Source organism: Bacteroides sp. RTP21281st1_H5_RTP21281_210402, assembly GCF_040918965.1.
Lineage (GTDB): Bacteria > Bacteroidota > Bacteroidia > Bacteroidales > Bacteroidaceae > Bacteroides > Bacteroides congonensis.
Map to the genome: position 1 here is coordinate 1 of NZ_JBCOWR010000003.1, position 20,400 is coordinate 20,400.

17 protein-coding genes, 2 pseudogenes and 1 riboswitch are annotated in these 20,400 nt (G+C 49.2%); of the genes and pseudogenes, 5 read left to right on the forward strand and 14 right to left on the reverse strand.

All coding sequences use genetic code 11. The features are described from left to right. The 12 genes and pseudogenes from AB5443_RS05520 to AB5443_RS05575 all read right to left on the reverse strand — a co-directional run. Positions 1–207, reverse strand: a pseudogene (locus AB5443_RS05520) (hypothetical protein); the annotation flags it as partial. Between the two features lie 211 nt (positions 208–418). Next, positions 419–1,156, reverse strand: coding sequence for a DUF6064 family protein (locus AB5443_RS05525; RefSeq protein ID WP_008782453.1), 738 nt, complete (start codon positions 1,154–1,156; stop codon positions 419–421). A gap of 3 nt (positions 1,157–1,159) precedes the next feature. After that, entirely contained in the window at positions 1,160–1,660 is a 501-nt protein-coding gene (locus AB5443_RS05530) for a threonine/serine exporter family protein (RefSeq protein ID WP_008782454.1), read from the reverse strand. Then, positions 1,657–2,419: pseudogene (locus AB5443_RS05535) on the reverse strand (threonine/serine exporter family protein). Before AB5443_RS05535 ends, AB5443_RS05530 begins: the two are co-directional and overlap by 4 nt. 14 nt (positions 2,420–2,433) lie before the next feature. After that, complete coding sequence (locus tag AB5443_RS05540; RefSeq protein WP_008782458.1) at positions 2,434–3,189, reverse strand: ABC transporter ATP-binding protein; 756 nt, start codon at positions 3,187–3,189, stop codon at positions 2,434–2,436. Beyond that, entirely contained in the window at positions 3,186–4,166 is a 981-nt protein-coding gene (locus AB5443_RS05545) for an iron ABC transporter permease (RefSeq protein WP_008782459.1), read from the reverse strand. Before AB5443_RS05545 ends, AB5443_RS05540 begins: the two co-directional genes overlap by 4 nt. Beyond that, positions 4,167–5,306 (reverse strand): ABC transporter substrate-binding protein, encoded by a 1,140-nt coding sequence (locus AB5443_RS05550; RefSeq protein WP_008782460.1) that lies wholly within the window; start codon positions 5,304–5,306, stop codon positions 4,167–4,169. A 4-nt stretch (positions 5,307–5,310) separates the two neighbouring features. Next, on the reverse strand, positions 5,311–7,401 hold the full coding sequence (locus AB5443_RS05555; RefSeq protein ID WP_016278621.1) for a TonB-dependent receptor: 2,091 nt from the start codon (positions 7,399–7,401) through the stop codon (positions 5,311–5,313). A 13-nt stretch (positions 7,402–7,414) separates the two neighbouring features. Further along, positions 7,415–8,494 carry a glutaminyl-peptide cyclotransferase gene (locus AB5443_RS05560; RefSeq protein WP_004320571.1) on the reverse strand — a complete coding sequence of 360 codons (1,080 nt, stop codon included), beginning with the start codon at positions 8,492–8,494 and terminating at the stop codon, positions 7,415–7,417. Positions 8,495–8,579: 85 nt separating this feature from the next. Then, positions 8,580–10,634 carry a DUF4971 domain-containing protein gene (locus AB5443_RS05565; protein WP_008782462.1) on the reverse strand — a complete coding sequence of 685 codons (2,055 nt, stop codon included), beginning with the start codon at positions 10,632–10,634 and terminating at the stop codon, positions 8,580–8,582. Between the two features lie 8 nt (positions 10,635–10,642). Beyond that, a complete protein-coding gene (locus AB5443_RS05570) occupies positions 10,643–12,418 on the reverse strand; it encodes a PKD-like domain-containing protein (protein ID WP_016278619.1) in 1,776 nt (591 codons plus the stop codon). A 127-nt stretch (positions 12,419–12,545) separates the two neighbouring features. After that, positions 12,546–13,514, reverse strand: a complete 969-nt coding sequence (locus AB5443_RS05575) for a DUF4465 domain-containing protein (protein ID WP_008782464.1) — start codon at positions 13,512–13,514, stop codon at positions 12,546–12,548. 159 nt (positions 13,515–13,673) lie between these two features. After that, positions 13,674–13,866: riboswitch (cobalamin riboswitch) on the reverse strand. Between the two features lie 215 nt (positions 13,867–14,081). Here AB5443_RS05575 and AB5443_RS05580 point away from each other — a divergent pair. The 5 genes from AB5443_RS05580 (at position 14,082) to AB5443_RS05600 (ending at position 17,962) form a co-directional block, all read left to right on the forward strand. Then, complete coding sequence (locus AB5443_RS05580; protein WP_004293627.1) at positions 14,082–15,161, forward strand: IS110 family transposase; 1,080 nt, start codon at positions 14,082–14,084, stop codon at positions 15,159–15,161. A 785-nt stretch (positions 15,162–15,946) separates the two neighbouring features. Then, positions 15,947–16,429, forward strand: coding sequence for a hypothetical protein (locus tag AB5443_RS05585; protein WP_016278616.1), 483 nt, complete (start codon positions 15,947–15,949; stop codon positions 16,427–16,429). 425 nt (positions 16,430–16,854) lie between these two features. Beyond that, entirely contained in the window at positions 16,855–17,322 is a 468-nt protein-coding gene (locus AB5443_RS05590; protein ID WP_008782466.1) for a hypothetical protein, read from the forward strand. Further along, complete coding sequence (locus AB5443_RS05595) at positions 17,319–17,573, forward strand: hypothetical protein (RefSeq protein WP_008782467.1); 255 nt, start codon at positions 17,319–17,321, stop codon at positions 17,571–17,573. Before AB5443_RS05590 ends, AB5443_RS05595 begins: the two co-directional genes overlap by 4 nt. Positions 17,574–17,587: 14 nt before the next feature. Then, positions 17,588–17,962, forward strand: coding sequence for a hypothetical protein (locus tag AB5443_RS05600; protein WP_008782468.1), 375 nt, complete (start codon positions 17,588–17,590; stop codon positions 17,960–17,962). 59 nt (positions 17,963–18,021) lie between these two features. Here the strand turns inward: AB5443_RS05600 and AB5443_RS05605 are convergent, their stop codons facing one another. Continuing rightward, the gene (locus AB5443_RS05605) at positions 18,022–19,710 is read right to left on the reverse strand and encodes a zincin-like metallopeptidase domain-containing protein (protein WP_008782469.1); all 1,689 of its coding nucleotides are present in this window, start codon (positions 19,708–19,710) and stop codon (positions 18,022–18,024) included. A 5-nt stretch (positions 19,711–19,715) separates the two neighbouring features. Beyond that, positions 19,716–20,324, reverse strand: a complete 609-nt coding sequence (locus tag AB5443_RS05610) for a hypothetical protein (RefSeq protein ID WP_016278615.1) — start codon at positions 20,322–20,324, stop codon at positions 19,716–19,718. Positions 20,325–20,400: the final 76 nt, after the last annotated feature.

Sequence of the window (20,400 nt, forward strand, 5' to 3'; positions counted from 1 at the left end):
TTGTTGCCAAATGCATGAGGAAAAAGCAGCATAGCCAAAAGAAAATATAGCAGAACTGTAAAATATAAAAGAGGTTGCGCCAACGTTTTGACACAACCTCCATTGTTTGCAAAATTCGACAAAACGTTTTTCGTCTCGGAAGCGTGAAATGTATTCGTCCACGCTTATATTTGCCGTGAAATTCTCTGTTACATATCCTTTTTTCATTGCTTTACTTTAATGAAACCTGTTATGATATCGAACGTCACGCAATTATTTCGGAAGAGCCGTTCAATGCAGTCGCTCCGACGCATCTCCTCGGTCAACAGAACCGGTTGTCCGGGAAAAGGACTATAAAGGCTATATCGAGTGATGTGCCGGTTTATCGGCTCGAGTCCATTGCAACGGTAAAATATTTGTTTGAGCATGCGCATATAAATCAGATGATTCGAGTGAATAGGTCAAGCTGGTGCAATAACGTGAAAGTAAAGAAGATGCCGATGACCAGGCACAGCGTAATGAGCAACGCATCGAGCACATGGGCCGAGGGTTTCATCGGCCGGTCGGCGTTGCTTCGGACATACTCCCGAAAGAAGATGTAGAGTGCAGGTATGGTGCTGCACGCCAGCAGGTAGTCTTCGGGGATGCCGAAGAAGTAGACTTTCGACAGACCGATGAGTGCCCAGTGGCAGAGGAACATCGCCAGCACGATATTGACCCGCTCCGAGAAGGCGAGCATCAGTCCGATGGTGAAGACCGCCACCGAACAGGGCATGACGGGCGAGGTCATTATGGGGAATTCGTGGCCCAGCGCCAGCGAGCAGAGTGGATATATCAACGGCATGACAAGGAGCAGGACAGCGAATGCGTTGTGCTGGCCGGTGCGTTCGAGCGAGGCGTGCTTCACCAGCAGCTCATAGATCCATATTCCACCCATTATGGCCCAGAAAAGCGCCAGCATGCCGTGATATTCGCGCGGACGGCAATAGATCATGTAATAGACTCCGGCGATCCAGAAGTTGAGAAACGCCATGAAGAGTTTCATGGCGATCCGTACTGCGGGCGTCGGACGGAGGTAGAGTAGCACAAGCAGCATGGCCGCCACGAGCGTGAAACCGATCTGCGCAGGCCAGGTTGCGGCATTGTAGGCCGCGATCGTGTTCCAAAAGATTTCCATAACCTAACTATTTTTTCGTGTGCGTCGGGTCATCGAGAAAGCCCGGCGTTTGAAGATGAATATCGGCAGCGTGGCACCGGCGGCAAGCAGCGCAATGACACTCAGCGATACGGTGGCATTGAGAAAGAACTGTTGCATGTAGCGCATACCCTCGTCGGCCCGATCGAGCGACTGGAGGAACATGATGAGCGAGAAGACCGTCTTGTAGGCGTAGATGCCCGGCACCATCGGCAGCAGAGCCGGAATGTAGAGGCAGGTCATCGGGCAGCGGACGCCGCGGCCGAGCCACAGGCTGCCCATGCCGATTGCAAAGGCCGCGAAAAGCGATGCGGTGGCGATATCCAGTGCGGCACAGTGTATCAGCGTGAAACGCAAGGCGTGGCCTATGGCGGCAAGCAGGGCGATGCGTGGAAAGGCCCGCATCGGCGGGTCGGAGATGGCCCCGAATCCGATGGCGGCGACAGCGGCGAAGAGGCCGTCGAGCAGAATATCCGTCACGATCATAGCAGCGAATCTTTAACCATTAACAAAGTGGCCGACAAACCGACGGCGATGCAGACAATCTGCAGCAGAGCGTTAACCAGCCGGCTGCCCCCCATGAGGACGTGTCCTTCCATGATGTCGATGACCCCGTTGATGAGCGGCACGCCCGGCACGAGGAAGAGCGGACTTGTTGCCAGCGCTATCTCGGCCGTGCAGTCGAACCGCAAGGCTGCCGTGGCGCAGAGCGAGGCGACGAAAGCCGAGCAGGCGAAGACGAGGAAGTGATTGACAGCGTGGGCCTGCATGCGCTGTTTGACGGCGAAGCCCACGAGTGTCGCCGTGAAGACGATGCCCACGGCCGTCCAGTCGCCGCCGAAGAGCTTGCAGAATGAGGCGTTGGCCAGCCCGACGACCACGAGCGTGAAGATTGGGTCCATGCGCGGTTTGTCAACCAGCGTCCGGTAACGGCTGCGGATCTCGTCGAGCGAGAGGCCCTCGTCCAATGCGTCCCAGCTCAGGGCACTCAGATCGGAGTTACGCTCGAAACTGATGGGGAGCGACGGGATTGCCACAACACGGGTTGCGGACTCGCCGCTTACGGTGTCGAGCACCGTCAGTACTCTTTTGGAAACTCGATAACTGAACGTCCACACCCAGCGCCTCGCCGATCCGTTGCGCATTGCGTATTACCCGAGAGGTGTGCACACCCGAACCGAGTTGATAGGTCGCATATTCGGCGATGAAACCGAGTATATCGCAAAGTTCCTGCTGCGTTTTCATATGCGGATCATTATTTATCGGGCTTTTACCATACCTGTCGCGGTATCGAACGTCACGGAATTATTACGGAACAGCCGTTCGATGCAACCGCTCCGGCGCATCTCTTCGGTCGGCAGGCACGACAGGCAGGGCGGGTCGATAAGGGCTATCGCATCGGTGAGCGACAGGGCGATATCCAGCTCGTGAGTGGAAAAAAGGATGCACTTGTTTTCTTCATGCGCCAGCCGTGCCAGTAGCGTACACAATTCGTAGCGGTTGGGCATATCGAGAAACGAGGTGGGTTCGTCAAGTAGGATAATCGGCGTATCCTGCGCCAATGCCCGTGCAATCATGATGCGCTGGCACTCGCCGTCCGACATCCTGTCCATCGTGCGTTCCGCATAGTCCTCCATGCCTACCGAGGCGAGCGACCGCATAACGATCTCCGTGTCGGCCTTCTGCATCCTTCCTATCCAATTGGTATAGGGTGCGCGGCCGATAGCCACGACGTCCTCGCATTTGAGGTTGGCGATGCGTGTGCGCTCGGTCGTGACGAATGCCAGTGTTCTTGCCCTCTCTGCAACCCGCATATCGGCGGCGTTATGCCCGTCGAGCAGGATTCGACCGGCATAACGGCGGTTCAGTCCGGCGATGGCGCGGAGCAGCGTCGATTTGCCCGTGCCGTTGCGCCCGATAAGGGCTGTCAGTTTGCCTTTTTCTATGGTGGCTTCCACCTCGCAGAGCAAAGTTCGCTCGCCGTAGCCTATGGAAAAATCGTGTAACTCTATCATGCTGTAACGGATTTGTTGCGCAAGACCACCCACACCACAATGGGGATTCCCAGCAATGCGGTGATGGCGTTGATCGGCAGGGTGAACAGTTTGGAAACAAGGTCGCAAAGCAGCAGCACGGAAGCACCCGAAAGAACGGTTCCCGGCACGAGCACCCGATGGTCACTGTTGCGGAACAGCATCCGCGTGACGTGGGGCATGGCCAGCCCGATGAAACCTATCGGACCGCAAAAGGCGGTCACAGTGCCGGCCAGCAACGTCGTGGAGAGGAACAGCAGTCCGCGTGAGCGACGAACGTTCAGCCCCATCGTCACGGCATACTCCTCGCCGAACAGCAACAGGTTGAGCGGCTTGATCGTCACCACCGCCAACAACAGTCCGGTGGCAATCGACGGGATAAGCACTGCAAGCTGGTTGAAGGTCACATCGCCGAGCGACCCCATCGTCCAGACGACGAACATTTTCAAGGATTCATCGTTGGCAACATACTGCAATATTTGGACAATCGCACCGATTCCCGACGAGAACATCATGCCGAGAATCAGAATTACCATGATATCCTTGATGCGGTGTCCGACGGCGGCGATGACGACCAGCACGATTGCCGCTCCGAGCCATGCCGCCCCAGCGATGCCTATCGACGAGCCGACACCGGCGAGTACGACGAGTGCCACGCCGAGGCTCGCGCCCGAACTGATGCCGAGCACGTAGGGGCCGGCAAGCGGATTGCGGAAGAGGGTTTGCATCTGGAGTCCGCTGACCGACAGGGCGGCTCCGGCCAGCAACGCGACCACCGCCTTAATCAGTCGGATATTCAGTATGATTTTCGCCGTCGCTCGCGGACAATCGCCGCCCGTCAGGGCCGCCCAAACATCACCGAGCGGTACGGCGACAGCCCCCACCGCCAAATCCAGCAAAAACAGGAAAAGGGTGAGGGCAGCCAGTGCGGTAAACAATAGGACGGAACGGGAGCGCATCTATTTCAGTTGCTTGTAATAGACGAAATCTTCCTCGACCAGTTCGGGGTGGAATATCTTCACGAGGTCTCGCAGCACGAGGTCGGGATTTACGACTGCAGACTCATAGTAGTCGTTGCCGCCAGCAGCATTGGTGCGGGCGTTGTTGTTATAGACCTGTCCACCACGGAAACAGCGGGTGTCGATGAACTTCGGGCAGGCGGCTCGCAGCTCGTCGAGCGTGTTCGCCATACCCACATGCAGCCACATATCGGCTTGCGAGGCCAGCAGGTAGGCTTCCTCCAGGTCTATGGGCACCGAGGCATTGCCCGTGTTCTTTTTGTAGATGTAATCGCCTCCGGCATCTTTGACCATTCGGGCGACATAGCTTTCGGTCGAGGGCATGAACCAGCTGTCGCCGTAAGGGGTGTTGAGCATCACCGACGGGGCATCGAGAACATTGTCCGCTACTTTCTTTCTCAGGACATTGTATCTGACGGGGATTTCCGCGAATACTTTTTCGCCCTCCGCCCGTTTTCCGATGATCTCCGAAAGTGCCAACAGCCATTCGGCTTTGCCCAGCGGCGATTCTTCGAGGTAATCGCCGACGTACATGAACGGAATATCCAGTTCTTTGAGCTTGCCCTCCATCGAGCTTGCCCCGTTCACGCCGTAGAGCAGCACGAGGTCAGGGTCGAGCGAGAGCAGCAATTCGTAGTTGATATTCCCTTCGTAGCCTACATCTCCAACGCTGTCCCGCCGTGCCTGAATGTCGGGATTGGAGATGTAGTCGATGCCTGACACGCCGACTACGCGTCCCGTTTCACCGATTGCGTCGAGCATGGCGATATGGGTAGAGGACATGCAGATGATGCGCTCGGCATCTTTTCCGAGCACCTGACCGGTGAAATCTTCGGGTACGCTTTCTCCGTCACGGGCGATGAACAGGTATGTGGTAATGCTGTCAGCTCCCTGCCAAGGGTTCGTGACGGTAACCAATACGCTCTTTTTGCCGTCTGCACCTTTTATGTCAAACCCCGAAGCGTATTCGGGTGTATAGACCGCTCGGTTGAAATCGGCAAGTTTGGAACTCTTATCATGGCAGCCTGTGAATGTCAGTACAAGCAGCAATATCAGGCTCAGATTTTTCAATGCTTTCATATCGTTACAAATTTGTGTTTACGGACTTTTTCTTGTTTTTCCCGAACTTCGGGGTGATACCGATGAACAGCTCGAAGTTGATGCCGGGCATGGGGCGCGAGAGTACCGAGAGGTAATCTTCATTGAAAAGGTTGTTGACGGCGAATTTCAACTGCACGTCCACCGGTTTGAAAAAGAGGTTTTTCTCCAAGGAGACGTTGCTCATGAAATATTCGGGCAGGTGTCCTGTCAGCGTATAGTCGTTGCTCGACATGGTGAAACGCTCCGAGTAGAACGCCCACTTGTAAAGGAACGCCCACGACCGCCACGACAACCGTCCTGTCAGCGAGGCGGAATGCTCCGGCACGTAGGGTAACTGTTTGCCCACCGACTGGTCAGCAGGTGACATTTTCTCGCCCTCGTTGATAGAGGGTGTCCACGAATAGGAACCGTTCAGGTCAATGAGCCAATCCTTTGCCGGCTGCACGGCCAGGTTCGCCTTGACCTCGATGCCGTAGGCGTGTACCTTCTTCACGTTGCGGGGCGAAAAGAAGCCTTTGGTGGTGGGCAGCCAGATAATCCAATCGTCGATGTAGGAATCGAACCAGTTCACGCCGCCGCTCAACTTATAGACATTTTCTTTGCCGACCTCGAAACTTACACCTGCATCGTAGCTGAAACCATGCTCGTTTCTCAGATTGGGATTGCCACCGGGCAGAAAATAGAGGTCATTCAGCGTCGGGAAACGGTAATTGCGTGAAACAGAAGCTTTGAGCATCACATTCCCTTTCGGAGAAATGATGCCGTCAATAAAAAAAGCCGGTATAAGCGGAGCCCACTCGGAACCGTACATTTCTTCTCGCAACACAACCGACATGCCAAGCCGGTCTATCGGTTGCCACTTGGCAGATACGGAGCCGGAAAGTTCCACGCGTCCTTTGTCATAGCCCACGATGGCTTTGCCTCCGTCCTGCAAGATGATATTCTTGTCCTCACTGCGTACCAAATGCTGGTGAGCCGATACGTTAGCGGTGAAAAACCAACGTTTTGTCGGACTGTATTCACCTTCAGCCTGCCCGTAGAACGTATTTACCTTGCTACGGGAACGGGTCATCGACGCCCAGTTATCAGGTGCGACCTCACGCTTGTAGTCGTAGGCCATCCATGTGTGTATGTAACCGCCTTTCACGCCGAGTTTCCAGTTGCTTTTGATATGATCCCACGAAAGGACACTGCGGAAAGTCTGTTCCCGCTGGCGGTTCTCGAAGTCGGTTGCATCTCCGTAGTCGGTCGTCAACATCGGAAGTTCCCGGTTGGAGTTGATATACCATGCGTTCAGGCCTAATTTGTCGCCTTTGCGGGTGTTGTAATAGACCTCTTGAAGCAGGTGCAGGTCCTTGAACGCCCCGGAGCGGTTGCGCTCTTTAGGGTGATACTGCCCGATGATGTTCTTGTCCTCGTCGTAGATGTTTATCTTCTTGTCGTGGTTGGTGTACTTGTAATCGTTGGGCGAGGAAGAATAGACCGCACGGGTGGAGATGTGCCACCGCTCGCTTCCGTAGGTGAAGCGGGCGAACTCGTCGAATGTCCGGAACGATCCGATGCCCTGCACGTACTGGGCGTTGAACCCTTCGGCAACGGTGGGGGTGGTACCAAGCTTAACCAGACCGCCCAGTCCACCGCCAGTCTCGTTCACCGATGAAGTACCGTGCAGCAGCGATGCGTTGTCTATGAAGTAGGACGGAATGGTGGAGAAGTCTGTCATGCCGAGCATGGGGTTGTTGATGCGCATGCCGTTCCATGTCACTTGCGTGTGTGAAGGCGACGTTCCTCGGAACGCGACGGTCGAGAGCGTGGCGCGTCCGTAGCTCTTGACGAATACGGACGAGTTGAACGTCAGGATGTCGGCCATCGAGAGGGCGATGTTCTCTTTCAGTGCGAGTGAATCGAACTTCGTCTTCTGCACACCGATTTCTTTCATCGGCCGATGTCCGATGACCGTGACTTCCGGTATGGTAAGATGCCAGTCCGACCGCTTTTTGCTTTCCGTCTGCTGCGCGAAGAGTGTCGTGGGGAGACATGCTGCCAAAGCGAAGAACAGATATAGTCTTTTCATATTGCCTCCTTTCTTATTTCCAACAAAATGCACCGGGGATAATCCCGACATAAAATTCATCTATCAATTTCCCTTCGGGCGAGTAGCGGTAAATCATGCCCTGCTGCTGGTAGTCGATGGCATCGGCGATGTATACTTCCCCGTTGGCGGGGTTTACCGTCAGTCCGTAATAAATCGTGCCGCTGTATTCGAGGAACGGACGCACCGGCACATGGCTGGCTGTCACGTCCATGCTCCAAATGGCCTTGTTGATCCAGTAGAGTTTGTCCCTGTCGCCATTGAGCTGTACCTCCGAGGGCCAGTCGCCCAACTTGAACTTGAACTGCTTCTCCACCGTGAATGTCTCGGCGTCGATGCGGTAGAGCGACGGGGCTTCGTAACCGTAGGGGCTGCCTTCGTAACCGCCGTCGGTCACCGTCCACATCTTGTTGTACTTGTCCATGACCAGCGATGTCGGTTGTATGCCGACCTTCAGTTCATCGACCACTTGGTCGGTTTCGGTGTCGATTTTGATGATGCGGTTCTGATACGACCAGCAGTTGCAATAGACGTATTTGCCGTACTGCACCATCTGCTCCGTCGAGCCGCTTTCCATCGTCATGTCCGGCACTTGAATGTAGCCGGTAATTTCATATTTCTTCGGGTTGATGATGAAGATGCGGTTGTCCCACAGTTGGGTGACGTAGGCTTTTTCGTCGCTTAGGAAATGAATGTAGCGCGGCGAGGTCAGGTTCTCGATGCGTCCCACCTCCTTGAAGGTGTTCAGGTCGATGGCGAAAATCACGTGGGAGTTGTTCACCACGACCCAGCCCTTGTTGTCGTAGATGGTCATCGACTGCGCCACGTCGCCGAGTTTCATGCCGTTGGCACGGAAGAAGATTTCGTTCTGTACCTGTTTGGTCGCAGGGTCGTAATAGGACAAGGTAGCATTGCCGTACTGGAAGTTGCCCTCGTTGGTGATGAACAGTCCGGCTCCCGTGGCATTGAAGTCTTCTACGGCATCGCCGTAGTCCCACTTCATGCAGGATGTCAAGGATAGTGTCACTCCGACAACTACGCTCCATAGCAGATATTTCAATTGGTGATAGGTCATACCGTTATTTTTATAGTTAATCCCCGGTAGTCTTACCTTACGGTAAGCATACCGAGGATTGGCAGAAAACTTATTGTTTGGTTATCTATTCGGCAGGCTTGTACTTCCCGTCTTTCATATCTTGGTATGTGGGGTTATAAGCACATTCTCTGACAGACCATTGAGATTCTCCTGTTAGAACATTGTTTTCAAACAGGTATTTGAAAGAACTGAAATCGCTAACATCTCCTTGCCCGCTTATACTAATCCCTTTTACTGATTTGAGACCTGAAAAATCAATGGACAAAATACCATTAGAACCAAAATCAGAATACGGGCATGTTATTGAAAGATTTTCGGATATTGATTCAACGGTAGGATAAGACACCTCATCAGCCGTCATACCCCATACAACAGTAGATGTTACAATATTAAACAGTCCGTTTATCGTTTTTAATTTGGGACATAAAATATTAGTAACATCAATCTTAAACTCAATTTGTGTATTTGCTCCATCCGTCCCAATGCTTTCCAAACTGGTAAACTCAATATCATTCTTAAGAAAATCAGTCGTAACCGAACATGAACCGAGAATTTTTTTCAATGACGGGAAGGTAATATTATTTGCATTCGTATTATTTTCTAATGTTAAAGTACCTCCTATTTCCTGCAATTTAGGAAATTCAATTTCCGCACCCGTATCAACACTTCCCGAATTCAATGCAATAGTCATATTTCCTGCCACACGAATAAATGGCATAACAAATTCTTTTACATAAAAATAATCTTTGCATTGGAAGTCGCCCTCTATATTTGAGATTCCCTCAAGAGTCAATTCGGTCAATCGAGAATTTTTAGGAAGCAGAAGAAGGCTACCGTTAAATGTTTCCGAACCTACGATTTTATTTAGTTGCTTACATTGTAGGGTAAGTGTATTCCCGTTAAAATTTATCTGGGACAAATCCAGTTCTTCTATGAGCAGATTACTTAAAGTCATATCACCGAGTACATCTTTCAAAGAAGATATATTAAACTTATTGACTTTATTCGCATCCACACTGGTCTCTCCGCAGGAAATAAGACCGGGAAGTTCAACAATGGAAATCTCTTTGCAATTTTTTATAGTCAGTCCTCCAACCGAATGTAATTCGGTCATTGCAAGACTTCCGATGGAGGACATATCGGAGAATGAGGCAGTACCGGCCACACTTTCCAATGCCGGTAGATAAATTCCTTGCAGTTTGGGAAAATATTGGACTGTAAGTTCATTCCCGACCCGTTTGAGCGCTGAGAAAACAATGGCTTCGGTTGTCGCTGATTCTTTTTGTGCTACCGAACCTTTGACAATTAAGGAAGCTCCGACAGATTCAACGGCATTTGCATCCAAATCAAGCAAAGCATCGGAGGTTATATACATATCCTCACCAATGAACTCGACTTTGGGTATGGATATTTTTTCAATGACAGAACTGTTAACGACAAAATCGCCGGTCACTCCAAGCAAAGAGGGCAGATTAACCGTTTTGAGCGTTATGTTTTTACTGGTAGAAGTTGTCGATCCTAATTTGAAACTTCCGAGTTGTTCCAGATTATCCAACCCCGTCAAATCCGCTCCTTTGTAAGACGGATTGATAACAAGAGAGTTACTGATTTGTTTCAGGTTGGCAAGTCCGTCCAGATTGGTGATTTCTTCTCCGTCTGCCGTTCCGATGGTCAGGCTGCCTTCGATTTTGTTTATTCCTGTCTTGGCAAAATTATCCACCTCGGATTGCGTGGCAAGTACCACGCTGCCGCTCTGTTCGATGTCTGCATATTGATAAGTATAGGAATATACTTTGCTCTCCTGCATTCTGGAGGTGACTACGAATTTCCATTCATTTTCCCAATCCTCTATGGTTGATGGATTCGGGTTAATAGAGGCTCCCTCGCAAAGGGCATACTCTACGGTAGCCCCTTTCAGACTGGTATTATAAGGTATCTCAACTGTAATCTTGTCCCCGACTATCATGGCTTGATAGGTAATGCCATCTACAGTTAGAGCAAACTCGGAGATGAAGTGATCCTTGCCGTCTATTCCGCTTACTTCAGGGTCGTCATCACTACATGCAGCAAGGCAGAGCGTAGCGAAACAGAATAGGATGAAATGATATATTTTGTTCATAATGAATTTTATTTGTCGTTATTGTTGTTTTCATCACAGAACTTGAAAACTTCCGTGGAATTTTCCCCTAACCATCCGGCTTTTACATTGACTCCGGTCTGCACCTTGATAAAGTCGATATGGGAAAGGTTTGCAGGTGTACCGTCGATATTGACTGCATCGGAAATCTTAAAATAGTTTCCAAGTGCTCCCGCGTTAGGATTGTCTTTATTGGGCATATCATCACCAATATTATCGGCATATCCCCATCCGAACGGATTATTGGACCACATGCCTGTCGACGGGCTTTGTTCGGTACGTGCTTTCAGGCATGTGCCGTATAACGTATAGGAATCCGCTTCAATCCACAAAGGATAATAAAACTCTTGCGGGTGATAGTTGCCGAGACGGTCAATCGCTCCTTTATTTCCCTTGTTGTCCTGCCATTGAGTATCCATGTTGGGACCGGGACGGAAATAAGTTACGGCATAGTCCTGAATGGTTTCGGGTTTTCCATATTCAGAACCCTTCAGTTCATACCATTCATCGTTGGGCAAGCCGTCTCCATTGACATCTTGCATTACCCATACAATGCCCGGTTCATTTGACGAATCAAAGGCATTTCCTTTGATGGAAAAATCATAACCGCCTTTGTTTTCGATACTGTGGTCGAATCCTACTACGATATATCCTCCCCAACCTCCAAGAGAAACATATTGTTCATTATCAAGACGTTTTTGTGCGTAAGCACAGGCTGCTTCGTGCGTGCTTTCCCCATTGAAACCTGCTGTATTCGTTTCGTTTACGAATTGTCCCGGAGCCGGAACAAATTCATATACTTTATTGCTGTAAATGGAATTTCCGGCAGCAAAAGGTCTTTTTCCGGCCGCTTCACAACATTTCACCGGAATATTGACACTGACTTCATCGACACCGGAAACAGCAATATTACGAGTGAGGGTTGCTTTTGTTATTTGATTATCGTATTTCACGGTAAAAGTAAGCGTGTGTTCTCCGGTTTTAGAGGGTTTGAAACCGTAAACCAAGGAATTGGCTCCCTCAATCGGTTGCCCGTCCAAAATCCATTGATAAGAAGGCTCGGCACTTATTGATACAAAGGGGCGGACAAACAAAGTACGTCCTAATTCTACGTATTTGGTATTATCCTCGGTGAAATATAAAGATGACGGAACTACGATTTCAATTGGAAGTTTATCGACAACCTCAATAGAAACTGTCTTCTCTGATTGTCCGTCTTCATTCGCTACAGTTAAAGTCAGTTCATAAGTTCCCAACTCATCTTGCTTGAATGTATAAGTATTTTCAGTTCCGACTTCGTTCCCGTTAAGAGTCCACAAATAAGTAGCTCCTTCTGCATTTTGAATGTCGGGAGTAAGGATATATTCACGTCCTGCGACAACTTTAAGCCCTATAGAGGGGGTTACCAATGAAATGACGGGCGGAGCCAATTCATTGACATCCACACGAATTTCTTCCTCTGTGCTGGCATCCCTCGTATCCACACGCAGGGTAACGTAATACGAACCGCATTCGTTGAAAATGTATTTCAATTGAGGCTCATCGGAAATGATACGACCGTTGCATTTCCATGAATAAACGGCGTAATCGACATTCTGATAGGTCGGCTCAATAACGACCTCTTTTCCTATCTTTACAACATAGATTCCGTCTTCGCTGTCCAATTCAATGACAGGAGGCACGGTCACGTCCTGCGATATTTCTTCGTCTTTGTTGCATGCAAATAGAAATATCGTCAAGGAGAATAAAAGCAAATACTTCTTCATTATATTTATAATTTTAACGCTGAAATTCCCTTGAAGAAAGTATTTAATTTCAATCTCCATTGGGATATAATAAAAAGGGGCAAATACTTAGCATTTGTCGTTAAAAAGCATTTGCCCCAAATTCATGTTATTCGTTTACGGTTACATCAATATCGTCTATGGCAACGTAAGCAGGAGTGTTCAATCCGTATGCGCTTGAATCGCTTCCTTTAAAATTGATAGCTACAGTACATACGCTGTCACCTAAACCGCTTAAGTCCACTTGGCTCCAACCAGTACGGATTTGATTGGCCAAGCCTGATTCTGCATCCTTACTGGAATCGAAGTTTGCCAAATAGTATTCTACTTCCTTACCTGTAGGTTTACCCGTCGCATCCAACGCAACAAATACCACCTTAAACCATCCTTTTTGTGCCGACAAAGAGCCTTGTGTAAACGAGTTGCCATCCTTCATGACCAAGTAGGTATAAGTTGTATTGCAGACCCATACACTGTTGAATTTGCCATATTTCGGTGTACCCTTAACTGGCTTCTTTGGAATTTCGACTTTATATCCGGTTGCATTGGTCAAGTAAATCTTGGCGCACTTGTCATAGGTTGCTCCCGCATCATTGTATGAATCGCTATAACCGAAAGCAACGGCAAAATTTTTACCGCTATGACCGCCATTCTTATCATAAACGCTACATTGATTCTCATAATCACCCTGTGTCAGATTATGGAAATTAGAGATGGCAAAACCACCATTCCAAAACTCATATTCCCAAGGCTGTCCGCTTACCCATTCTTGTTCCAAATAGTTAATCGGGAACTGAATGTACGTACCGGTTTGCCCGATTTGAGTGATGTAGCCGGTCGTTACCTGCTTGCCGTTGGCCGTGGCAGAATAGAGATTGTTTCCATACTGGTCAGAAGCCATTACGCTGGAAGGTACGTTATCAAAATTGATAAGCGCATTGGTAGAACTTATCGCGCGGGTTTGAATCGCACTCTCCTCATACGGAGCAAGGAAGTCATCATCGGACGAACATCCTGTGAACACTGCGGCGGCCATTGCTACAACAGCCATTGCCAAGAATTTAAGATTCTTTTTCATAACTCAATTATTAAAAGTTAAACAAAAAAGTTTAATTACACATTCGTTTTCCTTGCGATAGATTTGCAACGAATGAGAAATCGGTTATCAAAAAGAATATTAGGTGTCTTTGGACGAGCCTCTGTTCATTTTAATCTAATGCCAATTATCCCGTGGTCACTAAATCATATCTCATCAAGCAGGTCTTCTGGCTCATCCCGCTTATCGCGCCTTCCCAGCTTTCACCAGTGGCAAAGAGTGCGATAAACTTTAATAGGACTTACAGCTGCGAGTACAGCTCCGGATTTTCACCGGGATTCCCTTTTAATTCCATTCGACGCTTCGATTGGAAACTTGACTGGTGCAAAGTTAATGGTTATTTTTTAATCTCGTTTCTTTTTCCCTAATTTTTATTTCAAGAAAAGATTATTTTATAGTGCGAATTGTATTTTCATGCCAACTAAACATTTATAATCCCTATGTTTACAATCAGGGTAAGCCGCGATGATAGCGGATAAATGAAAAAGCTATCGAGATTTTGGTTAGATTAAAGCTGCAAAACCTTTACTAACTAAAACGACGATAGCCATGAGAGAGCAAAGAAACAAAATTAGTTTCAGAGGACAAAAGATTTATGTAGGAATCGACGTCCATTTGAAGAGTTGGTCGGTTACGGTCTTGTCCGAAACCTCCGTATTGAAGAAGTTTAGCCAGCATCCGAGCCCAGAAGCGTTGTACGGATTTTTAACTCGGAGTTATCCGGGCGCCGAGTATCACTCGGTGTACGAAGCGGGCTTCTGCGGATTTTGGATACACGAGCGTCTGACGGCCTTAGGGATCGACAACATCGTGGTCAATCCGGCCGACGTGCCGACCAAGAGCAGCGAAAAGCTGCGTAAGACCGACACCGTGGACAGCGGTAAGCTGGCGCGGAGTTTAAGAGCCAACGAGCTGAAAGGCATTTATACGCCGGACAGCGTATCGTTGGAGATGCGTTCCTTGATAAGATTGAAGAACTCGATAACCAAAGACACGACCCGTCAGAAGAATCGGCTCAAGTCTCAACTTCGGTATTTAGGCATCGAGATTCCGCAGGAGTTTCTCACTCCGTTTTCCAACTGGTCGAAGCGCTTTTTCGCCTGGTTGAAGGAGATAGAGACGCTCACCCCGAGCGGCCGTCAGGCCCTCGACATTCATATCCGGCATCTGGAAGAGTTACGCCGTCAGAAACTGGAGATGACACGGGCTTTACGGACATTGGCCAAGACGGATCGATTCCGCGAACCGCTGCGGTTGATTATGAGCGTTCCGGGGTTCGGGCAGGCTACGGGAATGGCGTTCCTCTCCGAGATATGCGACATAACCCGCTTCCGCAATGCCGAACAACTGGCTGCCTATATCGGAATGATCCCGATGTGCCACTCCAGCGGAGAGAAAGATGGGACGGGGGATATTACCATACGAAAACACGCCGTTATGCGCTGTAACCTGATAGAAGCGGCATGGGTGGCGGTACGTCAAGACCCTGCGATGAACCTGTTCTATACGGAACAATGCAAACGGATGCCCAAGAGCAAAGCTATCGTAAAGGTCGCCCGCAAACTGGTAAACCGTCTATTCTTTGTGCTGAAACATCAGACCGAATATGTCAATAGTATCGTGTCATAGAGAAACCCTTCCGGTAAACGGATTTTCCCAGAGAGAATACTACATAGTTGTTGCGGCGTTAACGTCCGCTTAAAATAATCTGCTCCTCTGGCCTTTGTAAACTAATAAGGGATATGCGGCAGAGAGCTGACCGCTAAGGAAAATCTGTTTATCGAAGGATTTTTTCGGGTTCTGAAATCTCGGCTTTCGAGAGAGCCAAAGGTGTTAAGCACGATGTGCCTCCGCACCGGCTCGATCAAAGGCCGGCGGAGGCTCTCGTGCCTTGACCTTTGGCCGAGAAGTTCACCAAGAAATGCAATACGCTGTAAATAAGATAAAAACAAATTTAACCGAAAACTTTGATCCAATTTTATTTGGATTGTAACAGGAAAACAACTATGAATAGTCCTTCCCCTTTATGAATAATAACATTTCTCAATTATGGCTTTTTCTCATCTCACGTCAGCAATTCTCTTCGGAGAGGTTTTCTATGCAAAGGTACAGCGTGCGTCCGGTCGTCAAGTACCGCTTTCGCTAACGGTTCCCGGATATTCTTCACGGCAGCCTTCCGCAAATCGAAGATGGGCTTTTAGCCCCCGTCTCGTTGCAGAACAAAGCCGGTCGAGCCGGGTTTTGCCCTTGCACTCGGCGGTTGGGTATTCCGTTCCATCCCGTACACTGTTTACTTGCCTTATCCGTCCTTTTTCCGCTGTCAGTCCTGCATAAAAATCATTCCCCGACGAGAAGCCGAAGAGCTTCAAGAAAAGGGAAACAAGAAAATGTTTGACAATCTAAAATTTACAATTATGCACAGCAGGATTTTTCAAATTTCAACGGAGCCGATAGACAAAGAAAACTATCTGAATGAGGACACACTCCAGCAAGGAGACGGGAGCTTCTATGACTATTGTTCAGAAATAGACGAGGAAAACCGTAAAGAGGATATTGCCAATTTGGTCAATCATGCCTTACCCAACGGAATGTTCGAGCTTATATCCGATGACACCATGCGCTATAATGGTGGAATAGAGCAATGGAAAGAGGAGTATGTCGCCAATATCAAAAAGAGAGCGGATGCTCTTACGGTAGATAATATGTTGGAATGGGGTTCGACCTATTATCTCAAACAGGCAGTAGAAAATCCGTTGGATGTCGCCTATCATTTCTATTTGGATGGCGACGGCTGCCAGTCTTTTGCCGAACAGTCCTTTGCGTTTATGGAGTTTGTTTGTAGGCTTGAACCGGGAACGATACTCTACATCGGAGGAGTTGTTGATTATCACTTCTGATGATTGTCCGAAACATTGGCAATCACCCGCCTCAAAAGCGGGTGGTTGCTCTCTTTTTTGCACAGGCTCCCCGATTACTTTTATAACATACTCTGCCGAGTTTCCGCCATCGGCTTCCCTGCCGGTATATTCCTGTTTTAAGGGTATAATCCCTTCACAGCCCCGACATACGCCGCAGATCTGTTTTCGTGTGCAAAGGTACGGTGGACGAACATGGTTCAAGTACCGCTATCGCTACCTGAAATAAAATTTGACGACAACTTTCCGTAATCGGAGATAACGGTATTTCATAAAATTTCATCGCAGGTTCCTTGTCCGTCGTTCTTGTATCCCCCGTTTGGAACGCACATGAAAACAACCTCTTTGGGCGAAGTCAGAAGACTTCAAGAAAAGGGAAATAAAAAAAATCACTAAATCAAAAGACAATGAACAAGTACGATTTCATCAAGCAAGGCAACCTCCTTTATCGGCACACTGCCGATAACGATGTAGAATGTCGAATTATCTCAACTCCCGAAAAAGTGGATAGCGACAGTATTATTTTAGTCGCAACAGGTTCTTCTGAGATTGAAGTTTTGGCATCGGAGCTATCACCCATTGGCTCATCGAGAAGCCACAAAGAGGAATTTCTGCGCTGGAAGAAAGAGCGTGAAGCCGAGGGCATGGAGTTTTTCAGCCGGTTGTCCGAAGTCATGGAAACAGACAGCGGTTTGGCTGTAGGCGATATGGTGGCGTTTACAAACGACTATGGGGTGGTGTTTGGCCCCAAAGAAGTATTAGCTTTCAGAAAGCCGTGGAATGGCGGTAGATGCGTATATATCGACAGTGATGCCTATTGGTTTCCAGACCGTCCCGGACAGCTTACTATCCTAAGCAAAGGAGGTGCGGAATGACAACAACCGGCATACTCAAACGACTTTGCGGCAATATTGCCGCAGGTCGTTTCAACTGGCAAAAATACTGCACGCCACAACTTTACTTCGGGTGGGAGATTTGTGTTACCCCTCTGCATTGCTCATACGGACAGATAGGCTATACCGTTAATTTCCCTTATACCAATATACCGGAAGTGGAATACGATTGGGAAATGGGCAAACTGACCATTGACGGCGAGAAGTGGAAAAGTTATTTGTGGAACGAATAATAATAAATATCAATATGGCACAGAATTTTTATACCAAATGGCAGAACGCTATCCTTGCAGATGCAGGAGGCTATGTTTCAAAAGAGTATCGCAGTTTCCAGACAGCATTGGTACGTGAGATTTCCAAATATGCAACGGCGGTCGGTGCACAGGTGGCATCCAACTTAAAAGGACATTATGATACCTCATGTTTCATCGAGCGCAACGGCAAGTTCGTTTACATCAGGCACTCTTCCACGTTGGCCCGAATGGGCGGCGGCGTAAGAGTTGAACTTGATTCGTTTCTGATACGGACAGCCCAACACGCAAAAGACTACAGAGGAGGATATAACCAATATTGTGACATGGCAAATTTGCAGTCCATGATGGATGATTTACTGAAAGAATAAAAAAACGAAAACAAGAAAAGATGCGGAGCCAACCGGTTCCGCATCTTTTCTTGTTTTCCTTACCGGCGCATACCGCCACCGTATTCAGCCTCTTGTAGTTCTGCCCGATACTCTTCCAGTTCGTTCAGCTTCTCGTTCACGGCTTGCAAGTTAGCATCCAACCCGATATTGTGGTCGTAAGGGAAACGATGCTGCGCGACCAGCCCGGCATTGGTGGGCTGCCCGACATCAAGCGTATCGGATTCCTTGTTATATTCGACATACAGCACGTCGCCGTTCGGCATCTCGAAGGTCGGAATCTTTTGATGCGCCAAAGCGGAGAACTGTTCCACCGCCATCTCCCTGGCAACCTCTTTTATCGTCTCTCCGGCAATATCGACACCGTAACGCCGGATATGGTCTCGGATTTCCTGCTCCGTGAATTTCAACATCACCTCGTAGGTTCCCCCGACACTCCCGTTGTACACGACAGCAAAATTCCCGTCATCGACAATAAGGCTGTCACCCTTGTTGTTCGTAGCCGACGGATAAGTATATTTCTCGTTGATACCGTTGCCGTCATAATACTCCTTGGCAAGCGTAAGCAACCCCTCATAATCACCTTTGTCCCTAAGTTCGTCAAGCTGCCTCGTATCATCCGAGGACTGGAGATAAACGACAGAGGAATAATAAATCTTCTCCTTTGCCGCCACTCCATTCTCCTGCTTCTCACCGACATTCTGTTCCAACTCCTGCGCTATCTTATCCACCCTTTGGGTAATCATTGAAGTCGCTTTCTTTACATCCAGAAGCGTCGTCTTAATGAACTGCGGCGATTCCTTCAGCTCATCAAGCCAACTTTTGAGATACGCGCAACTGTCCTCCTTGATATGCTTGGTCATGCCATAACGCTGTGCGACCAATGCGCTGCCCAATTCCGCCACCAGTTCCTCACGGGCATACTCCGGGGAACCGAAGGCAGTCGGCTTGAATCGGTCGAGAACACCCTCCGCACCGGTCGAGTGTGTCATTTCGTGGAACAGCGTCCCATAGAACGACTCTCCCGATTTGAATTGTTCCTTTTCCGGCACGATGATTTCATTGTTCGAGATTGAATAGTAGGCTTTATCCTGATATTGCGGTGTAATCGGGCAAATCCACAGATTGTCCCGTATCATCGTATCGACAGGTGCGAAACTGAAATGCTCGCCGTTCTCAATGGCCGGACGCGAGTTTTCCCGCTCCAGCTTTTCCCATAGCTCCGGCCTCGCTTCCTGCAAATTGGTCTGCGCGACATTGAAGACACGGAACACCTGCATCTTCGGATAGACATTGTACTGATTCTTTTCTTCATCGGACAACTTCTTGTAATCGTCATACTTGATTTTCTCCCTGGTTTCCTTATGGATGCAAGTGAACGTGGTGAGCATGACCGGAAAGGACTTCTCGCCACGAAGCACGGAGACACGGGGCAGTTCCTCCCCATCCTTGCCGGGCTTGTTGAGCCGCTGCACACAGTCGAACGTACAGAAACGGGGAATCTTGTACCCCTCTTTCTCACAGTGAAGGAGCAACATAAAGGCATTCATCCCGTTGTACTCGCGCCCGTGAAGGTTGCGGGGCCACTGCAACGCACCCTCCGTAAACCAAGGCTTTTTCCAGTCCTTGTGGATGCCCTCGATTTTCTCGATCATCATTTCGGCGAACAGGTCGAGTGCCTTGTCCTCGCTGTTCGGCCCGTCGGCATTTCTTTTTCTGTAACCGGCCATAACCCTTACTGATTATAGTTAGACGAATCCGCCACATATTGCGCCAGTTCCTCCACCTTGCAGGAGAGGTTGACCTTCCCGTTGTGCGCCGACAGGTTCATTTCACCTCTGGCATCCACCTTTACACCCGGCTGCAGCCACTCATCGCGCTCCTTGCCGAAACAGAAGAAGCGCACCCACTGGTACTCGAAGCCGTCATCGACCTTCTCCGCGCTGAACGCCGAGAATACCGTGTACGGCTGGTCTTTCTTATCCCTTTTTTCTTCGATGTTCTGGCCGGTCTTGCCACGAAACACCAGTTCGCCCTTGACGGAATCCGCATTATCCGTAGCGGCATGGCAGATTTCATCGGCGAACAGGTTGAAATAGAGCTTGTCGCCCCGACGTTTGAGATACATCGTACCCCTCACTTCCACACGGGAGCCGTTCCGATAACCGGCGGCTTCTTCCTGGTTGCCCTCCCTGCGGACATCCACCTCGATAGTGTGCTGGCCACCAGTCGCCGGAATCTGTACCCGGAGTGGAAATGCCAGAAACTCTTTATCTTCTTTGTTCTTGCGAACCGACGCATCGCGGCCGATAACGCCGCATACCGTAACATTACATTTAATCATTTGTTTTTCTGTCTTTAATGATACATGGATCATCCGACAAGTGATACATGGGTTGATTGATGTTGAACTGTTGGAG